At 53.7% G+C, this 8,334-nt stretch carries 6 protein-coding genes and 2 pseudogenes; 1 reads left to right on the top strand and 7 read right to left on the bottom strand.

What is annotated here, in order from left to right; genetic code table 11:
- From tnpB to FS804_RS21790, 5 genes and pseudogenes are all read right to left on the bottom strand, one after another.
- A pseudogene (gene tnpB, locus FS804_RS25470) lies at nt 1–68 on the bottom strand (IS66 family insertion sequence element accessory protein TnpB); the annotation flags it as partial.
- A gap of 120 nt (nt 69–188) precedes the next feature.
- Entirely contained in the window at nt 189–1,196 is a 1,008-nt protein-coding gene (locus tag FS804_RS21805) for a tyrosine-type recombinase/integrase (protein ID WP_144578903.1), read from the bottom strand.
- Nucleotides 1,193–1,621: a tyrosine-type recombinase/integrase gene (locus FS804_RS21800; RefSeq protein WP_246665929.1), complete on the bottom strand. Its 429-nt coding sequence runs from the start codon at nt 1,619–1,621 to the stop codon at nt 1,193–1,195. The genes FS804_RS21805 and FS804_RS21800 overlap by 4 nt, the downstream gene beginning before the upstream one ends.
- Nucleotide 1,622: 1 nt before the next feature.
- A pseudogene (locus FS804_RS21795) lies at nt 1,623–2,258 on the bottom strand (aldo/keto reductase); the annotation flags it as partial.
- A gap of 143 nt (nt 2,259–2,401) precedes the next feature.
- On the bottom strand, nt 2,402–2,803 hold the full coding sequence (locus FS804_RS21790; RefSeq protein ID WP_045535590.1) for a nuclear transport factor 2 family protein: 402 nt from the start codon (nt 2,801–2,803) through the stop codon (nt 2,402–2,404).
- 880 nt (nt 2,804–3,683) lie between these two features.
- On the opposite strand from FS804_RS21790, the gene FS804_RS21785 reads away from it, so the two are divergent.
- Nucleotides 3,684–4,460, top strand: coding sequence for an SDR family NAD(P)-dependent oxidoreductase (locus FS804_RS21785; RefSeq protein WP_144578902.1), 777 nt, complete (start codon nt 3,684–3,686; stop codon nt 4,458–4,460).
- Between the two features lie 926 nt (nt 4,461–5,386).
- Here FS804_RS21785 and FS804_RS21780 read toward each other — a convergent pair.
- Both FS804_RS21780 and FS804_RS21775 read right to left on the bottom strand, forming a co-directional pair.
- Nucleotides 5,387–6,325 carry a LysR family transcriptional regulator gene (locus tag FS804_RS21780; RefSeq protein WP_045535420.1) on the bottom strand — a complete coding sequence of 313 codons (939 nt, stop codon included), beginning with the start codon at nt 6,323–6,325 and terminating at the stop codon, nt 5,387–5,389.
- Between the two features lie 446 nt (nt 6,326–6,771).
- Nucleotides 6,772–7,674: a LysR family transcriptional regulator gene (locus FS804_RS21775; protein ID WP_144578901.1), complete on the bottom strand. Its 903-nt coding sequence runs from the start codon at nt 7,672–7,674 to the stop codon at nt 6,772–6,774.
- Nucleotides 7,675–8,334: the final 660 nt, after the last annotated feature.

Raw genomic sequence — 8,334 nt, 5'->3', positions numbered from 1 at the left:
CCCGAGCCATCCCACCATACGATCTTGATACGGTCTGCTCGTTTCGCCCGGAAGACATAAAGAGCTCCGTTGAACGGTTATGTGGCGCGCCACATAACCCTTCTTATGTGTCGGGCGAGATTATGTGGCGGATCCGTTCCTGCGCCGGCCGAGGCCCGTCTAATCTGGAATTCTCCGCCACATAATACTTAGATGCTGTTCAGCAGTTGCAGCACGGCGTCATTTGGTCGGAAGCGGACGCCAAGATCGCCGGCGACTCCAGCCTTCTCGAGACCTTTACGCATCATCTCGACATCGGCGGCGGCATAGCGATGGGTTGTAGCGACCTGTGCGTGCCCGAGCCAGGCCTGGATCGTCAGAAGGTCAACGCCCGACTGGAGGAGCTTCATGGCCAGTGAGTGTCGGAAGATGTGAGGCGATATAGGCTTTTGGGCCAAGGCCGGCCTGATGGTCACGGCCTGGGCCACAGCTCGCCGCACGATGTGGGTTGCTCCGAAGCGCGTCAAGCGCTCGTTGCGGGCGCCGACGAATATAGGTCGCGGCTCGTGGTTTGCGAGTGCGTGTTCGGCCAACAAGGCTGTCAGTGCTCTCGCCAGATCCTGAGGAATGGGGATGACGCGGTCTCTGCGCCCTTTGCCGCGCAGCAGTACTTGCGGGTGCGGCCGTTCCAACTGAAGGTCGTTTGCGTTTACGCCGGTAGCTTCGGAGACACGCGCGCCGGTCCGTGCCAGGAACAGTAGAAACGTACGGTCACGCCGACCGCGGGGCGTCCTTGGATTGGGGGCCTCAATGAGGGCGTCCACTTCGGCCTTGATGAGGTGATGCGTCACCTCGATGTGCGCCCGTTTTATGGGAATCGTCAGCACGCGTTGGGCGACACCGAAGGACGCCGGATCGGCGGCTGCGACATGGTGGAAGAACGATCGGATCGCCGCTAGGCGGGCGTTGCGCGTGGCGATGGTGTTGTTCCGCTTCTCCTCGAGTTCGTCGAGAAAGGCGAGTATGAGGTCTCGATCGAGCTCCTCGAGCATCAACGCCGCCGGCTTCTTCCGCAACCGTGTGGCGGCAAAGAGGATGAGCATGCGCAAGGCGTCGCGATAGCTGGCTATGGTCGCGGGAGTGGCGTTGCGTTGTCTAGTCAAGCGCCGGCGAAAATAGGACTCCAAGAGCGGCGCCAGGAGTAAGTGTTCACTCATGCTGCGCCTCCATCGCGGAAGGCGCGCTCCGCCGCCATGGCAAGAAGATCTACCGAGCCAGTGAGGTAGTAGGCTGTGTCACTGTAGTTGGTGTGGCCGAGATAGGTGGCGAGCACCGGGAGTAGCGCTTGGACGTTGGCGCGTTGTTGATGCCAAAGGCTCATGCGGGTCACGGCAAACCGGTGCCTAAGATCGTGCGGCCGCAACGGCTTGCCGTCATCAAGGCCGGCGAGCTTGCGGACCTGAGCAAATCCGCTTTGCAAGCCAGTCGCCGAGAGTCGGTTGCCACGAGAGCTGAGGAAGAAGGCCTGGTCCTTGGGATTGGGAAAGGCGGCATCGCGCTCACAGGCATAGCGGCGAAGCGCTGTTTGGGTTGTCGTGTGAACTGGAACGAGACGGTCCTTGCGGAACTTCGTCTTCCGAATGAAGGCCCATCTTTTCCGCGTCTAGTAGCGGTGCTAGCTCGCGCTCGAGGTCTCGGCCAGCAATCGAGTAATAGGCCTGAAGCGTGCTGAAGCGCTCCAACTGTAGACGGGAAGAAACACCCAACGCTGTTGCAATTCGCCAAGCCTGCCAGTTAGACACGCCGATGTAACGAACCTTGCCCTGCCGAACCAAGTCGTCGAGCGCCCGCAAGGTTTCCTCGACCGGAGTTAAGGTATCGGTCGCGTGGATCTGATACAGATCGATATGGTCTGTCTGAAGACGTTTCAAACTCGCCTCGACAGCATCCAGAATATGTCCCCGCGAGGCCCCGACGTCGTTTGGACCTCGTCCTATTCGGCTGTAGACTTTCGTTGCCAGTACAATCTCATTTCTCGCTATACCGAGATTTTTAAATGACTGGCCGAGCGTGCGTTCGCTCGCACCGGCAGAATAGACGTCGGCGGTGTCGAAGAAGTTTATACCAGCATCCAAACTGGCTTTAACCAATGAATCAGCCCCTGGCTGGCCCACGTCACCGATATGCTCGTAGATGCCCGAGCCGTCGCTGAACGTCATAGTCCCGAGGCAAAGCTGCGAAACCAGAAGTCCGGTGTTACCAAGTGTCTTATACTTCATCTAAGTCGCTCCTACATATGCAAACCATCGCACGATCCGAATAATTCGGTTCGCCGTCGCTTGCTGATGATAAATTGGTGCTTATCGCCCCTCACAGGGCGGCGGACTCGGCAAAATAAAGGGCCTGCTGATGCAGCCCCGAACTAATCGTCCGGCGGGCCAAAAATCTGGTTGATGTGCAAGGAGTCGGTAAACTCTTGGCCTTTGGCAACCTTCCCGTCTCGGAAATGAATTAGAAAATGATAGATGTTGCGATAGTGGCGGCCATCATTCATTGGCATATCGCCGGTTGCGACGACGGCAAGACGATCACCCTCGCCTGTGAATTCATGATATGTCAGCTTTAGTGGCCCACTAGCGTCGTCAAGAAGTCGGGGAAGCTTTAGGAGGTAGTCCTCCTTTTCATGTGTGCCCGAAAACTTGTTACCAGGCATGATCCACCATGTCATGTCGTCGGTGCTAAGGTTGGACAACGTCTCGATATCGCAGCGCCCAAGCGCATCCAGGAATGCGATCGCAATTTCCTTTTTTTGCTCTTTGCTCATGGAACTGTTCCTCAAAAGGCGACGATTTATTTTGCGGCTAGACTGATGTTTTCCGATCAACAAAAAAACAGAAAAAAACGGCAAACCGCTTTTCATTTTTGGAAAATAACGGGATCGATTTGCCGGTTGGTCCTCCAAGCTTTCTACGGGCCTCGTCGTTGTAAGCTTGGTTGGTTTCAACAAATAGTGACGGACTAACGCCTACATCACGCGTATCTGCCGGAAACATTTTCCAGTAATTTCCTCGATTGCGTCCTCCGGCCGAAGCATCACCTCAACACATCAGGCAAAATTTTATTAAATTAGTTTTCAAAGTAATACGTTATTCGGCAAGCAAGACAAACCGACCTGCAACGAAGGAGGCGAGGCCAAATCTGCAGTTGCAAATCTGTCTGGGGATTGCAGGAATGGTGGTGTTTCATAATCTACTCCTTTGCAAGATTGCCAGTCGAAGAATAACGCTGAAATACCATCGGCATGCTTGCCGTTCCGCGCCTATTTGTCTTTGCTGTGAGGACGGCAGCGCGTCATTTTCTGGTCATCTGTTTGCCGTCGGCTCCTTCGCGAAGAGTTCCGCACCGTTCCACAACACGTAAACAGTGAAGTGGGGAGAGGCCCCGCTAAACTAGTTCGGAGGCAATGTTTCGTTGCGGGGCTTTTTACAGTCGCCGATGTCGTTGGCCTTCGAGTGGGCGCCGTTTTACGAATGAGCGTTAGTGGGTACTAAAGCTTGCACGGCTTTTGGTCCCGTCACCAATCACCACGATGAATGCATCAATGCGCATTCAGCGGATGTAGAATTTTTTTTAGTTATGTTTCATCTCGAAAGCTGTATCAACGAAGTTGTCGCTGAACTTCGGGAGCTTGATGGAGAGTATTGTTGAATAAAACATGGTTCATCAGCGGCGCCTCTTCAGGCTTAGGGTTCGAGATGGCGGAACAACTGCTAGGCAATGGACACAGGGTCATCGCGACAACACGACGATACAATTCGCTTACCGGCCTGCAGCGGAAGTATGGCTCGAAGCTCGATATCGTTCTTTTGGATTTGCTGGAACCCCAGAGTATAACTCCGGCCGTGAGGGGCGCCTTTAGACGACATGGCAAGGTGGACATCCTTGTCAGCAACGCCGAATACGCTCTATCTAGCCCTGCGGAAAACCTAACCGATGTGCAGATCGAGCAACAGATTGCAACCAACCTGACCGGCTCGGTCCACCTTATTCGTGCAGCGCTGCAGCCGTTCCGCCACCAAGGAGGTGGGCGCATCGTGCAAGTTTCCTCTGCACGCGGACACGGTTTCCGTTCCGGCTTCAGCCTTTACCATGCTACGAAGCGGGGAATAGAGGCTTTCGTTGAATCAGTGTCCGAGGAGGTCGCTCCATTTGCAATCGATTTCATAATTGCTGAGCTCGGCGACTTGAACACGCGCATTAATGCCAATCCGGTGCGGCAAGAACCACGCGATGCTTATCAAGACACATTTTCTCTTAACTCTGCCGAGTACGCTTGCCCTGAAAGTTCGATTGATAGTGACGTAATAAAAACTGCTTCTGCGATCATCTCGGCCGCACAAAGCTCAAGACCGCCGTTGCGGTTGACACTGGCAAGCTCTACCGATCAGGCCATGCCCGCAAGGCTTCCCTCGCTTGTGTGAACTGTAATTAAAAAACAGAGATGGGCACATCGCCTCATATGATTGAAGACAGAGTCCTTGGGGCCTCCTGATGGGCGATAGCGTCGCCCTATCAAATTTTGGTTTTGATTGCGAAATTCTGGCAGCAACGGCAGAACGCCGATCTTGCCCGGCACCGTGGGGTTATCCGATATGTGCCAACCCGCCTGGTCCCTGGAAAGGATGGCGTGCGCGTTTTGAGCGAGATGGTGGGCGATCTCGACCAGATGCCGTGTTACCGCGGAGCACCACACAGCATGCGAAGCGTTTGACGGCTGCTTAAGACATGGTGCTCATGCCAAGACTACTGCACCAGATCGACGGCCTCCATTGCACCAGGCCACCGAGATAGGGAACGGAACCTTTCTCGACCGCGCGGGCGAGCGCCCTGTGTTGTTTGTCGTTCTGCAGAAGCTCACGTCGCTTTTCCTTCCGGGTCTTTTTCCGGATCGTGCTGATTGGAAGGCGAGAGCAATCGCGGAGGATCTGCAAGCCGATCCCACCAAGTGATGCGGCATGCCTTGGAGAGTCGCCTTCTCAGACCTCCCGTAGCCACAGCAAACGAAGGGACCAATCCCCATGGTCATGACGAGATGGAGAGCCGGTAACATGGCTTAATCTCGTTCCGCCATGTTTAAATCATGTTACTCTGAAACGGAGCCCATGAGCCAATTTCATCGGCGCGTGGCATTAGAAGCTGTTTGCTTTGGTCCAGCCCCGCATTCAGTGAGTTTTCGAGATTGCTGCCCCCAAGATGCCGGGTTCGTGGGAGGAGAGATCTCCGTCCCTCAGCTACATCTTGGCCCCTCCAACGGGATTACAATCGGAACCGCTCAAATTCGTGCAAGGCAGCAGACATTTCCGCTTGTCCTTAATACTGATTGAAAAAAGCGTCTTCAAGCTCGTTGCTATGTTAAAGTAACCTCTCTATCGACGGAGGAAGGAGCGACTGGAGTAGATTTTGGCCGTCTAAGCATTAGAAACTCTTGCACGAAGTGATCAAAAACCGCCCTTATCCGTGGGACTTTTGCGAGGCTTTCGTGCGTAACGACCCACACCGTGATATTGTGCACGTCGAGGTCGGGTAGCAACCTGACGAGAGCCGGATCGGCATCACCGAACGAGGTCTGCAAGACACCAATGCCAACGCCCTTTCTTACCGCCGCAGCCTGCGCTGGATGACTATCGGTCTTAACTACAAAATTGCTCAAGCTGGAACTCAGGCCTAGCGACGCCGCGATTGCCCAGTCATTTCTGTTGCGATCAGGCCCGACAAGGTCGTGATGAAGAAGGTCCTGAAGATTGTCGGGGGTTCCTCGTCGCCTTACGTAATCGGAGGATGCGAAAAGACCTAACGGTATGGAGGCCACCTTGCGCGCGACCAGAACATTCTGAATCGGTGTGACTGTTCTGATCGCCAGGTCAACTTCTTTGGTCAGCAAGTCTGCGGTGAAATCGCTCAGCACCACCTCAATTCTGATTTGTGGATATTCTGCCCTCATTCGGGCCAGCATTTGGGGGATCAATTCGATCCCCATGATCTCCGGAACGCTTATGCGCACCAGCCCTGATACAGAATCGCCCGCGGCAGCTTCCCTGAGGAAACAACGCGAAGCGTCCTCCATCTCCTTCACAGGACCACCCAACCTATTGGCCATCTCCGTGGCAATCAAGCCATTGGTCGATCTGATGAACAACACTGTTCCGAGCGCACGCTCCAGTGCCTCGATACGCGATCTGACCGTCGGATGAGAAACCGCCAGCCGCCGCGCCGCCCCTGAAAAACTTCCCGCCTCAAGCACTGCTAAAAAATATCTTTGGTCGTCCCAAGAAATTTTATTGTCCATTCGTAATCCTTGGCCCGCTGGAGTGCATAACTCGTACTGGTTGTCTTCTCAGAGTTTATGACCTTCTCGACAAGCAGAATCCGAAGCATTCACAATCTATTGTGATATGGCAAGCCGCAAAGCAGTCGCTCGGGAAGGGATACCCGGGAGATTAAGATCGGTCTTGCAGGAATAATTGTTTCTACAGGGACAGGATCGGAGGCGATCGAACGGCATTACGGGACCCAGTTGTGATGAAATTGATGCGTGTGAGGTGTTTCGGTTGATCCGCTTTAATTTGTGCGGTTCCTTTCAGATCTAGAGGTGACTACGCTGGTTTTTTGCCTTGTATCGCATAGATCATTCAATACCGGTCTTTCCAGCCAGCGCTGGTTGTAGGCAGTGCTCTAGTTAATCGGAGTTGGTCAAACATCGAGCAAATTTTGCACGACTTTCAAAAATGGGGTTCACTGTTCTGTCAGCAATTTATCGGTGAGTACCGGCACTACCCAGTCCATAAATGCACGTGCTCGGCTGGAAACGTGGCGATTATGAGGGTGCAGAATATAAACAGGCGATGGCACGGGTCGGTAATCTTGCAGAACCTCGACAATAGAGCCCGCGGACAACTCATCAGCCAAGCGGTATTTCGGAACTTGAATAAGCCCCAGTCCCATAATCCCTAGGACAACCATGCTCTCTGCAGCATTGACTGTGACGTTGATTGGTGCGTTTATTATTTTAACACCCGAACTGCACGAGAATTCGAGGGGGATGATCGCTCTTGTCTTCGTTGACATGAATGCGATCATTTGGTGCCCCTCAAGGTCTTCTGGGCTCGACGGCACTCCTCTTTTTTCAAGGTACGCGGGACTGGCAAACGTTCCTTCCGTAAGCGTGCCCAATCTACGACAAATGAGGCCATTTTCCTCGGGCTGCCCAACGCGGATGACGCAATCGATACCTTCTGTTACAAGATCAACAAACCGATCGCTTTCGCCGACGTGGAGCTGGATACCCGGATAAAGATTTAAAAAGACAGGAATCTCCGGTAGTAAAAAATGCCGCGCAAATGTTCCGTGAACGTTGATACGTAACGGACCGCCAGGTACCGAAGCTGTTACAGCTTGGTCAGCCGCATCCATGTCGGCAAGAATTGTTCGACATCGTGCATAATATTCCTCCCCCTCCGCCGTGGGAAAAACCTGTCGCGTTGTTCTTGCCAGCAGACGAATTCCCAGATGACGTTCGAGCCGCTGCACAATCTCGGACGCTCTCGACCTTGGTATTGCCAGATCTTGTGCCGCCAGCGCAAAGCTACGCCTTTCCACCACGCGAACAAACGTTCTTATCGCGTCCAATTTGTCCATTGGTCGTGTTCTCCAGATTGTGAATTACGATTTTGACGGACAGACCGCGGCCGTCGCTCGAGGTTATAAGTAGTACGAATAGTACGGATAGCAACTCTTTACCCAGGCAACGCGACCAACGCTGAAGCTGCGCATTCTAGGCCGTTACATGTCATTGTGGGTCAGTCCTACGCAGAAACAGTATTCCTTAAGGTCAGATAGTGATCAACCGAACAGGGGCGGACAACCTTGCTCGGCGATAGATTGGGCTGTGATGAAACAGACGCGAACTTACCGCACTGGTTAATTTATCCGAACTAGCCCGACCGAGAATAAAGATGCCCTGAAAGGTAGACGGGATGCTGGAGAAAATTCTAACGTCGCTGAGACGAAATCGGAACCAAAATAGTATCTACTTAAAGGGTAGAGGGCGCCCCCACATCGAAGGGCGGGTCACCGGAGAAGGAAGACTAACGTTAGGCGAGACGTGGAAGGGTCTGTTGGCCGAACCGACGGAGCTTATCATAAAGCGTGACGGCCACCTTGATATTCAGGGCGATTTTACTGTACATTCCGGGTGCACAGTTGGCATCCAAAAAGACGCGAAACTGACGTTGGGCAGTGGCTTCATCAACCGCAAGGGTTGGATCTCGTGTGGCTGCGAGATAACGATCGGGCATC

Origin of the sequence: Agrobacterium sp. DE0009 (assembly GCF_007680755.1) — a bacterium.
GTDB classification, from domain to species: Bacteria; Pseudomonadota; Alphaproteobacteria; order Rhizobiales; family Rhizobiaceae; genus Agrobacterium; species Agrobacterium tumefaciens_B.
This window is presented reverse-complemented; position numbering and strand designations above follow the sequence as displayed.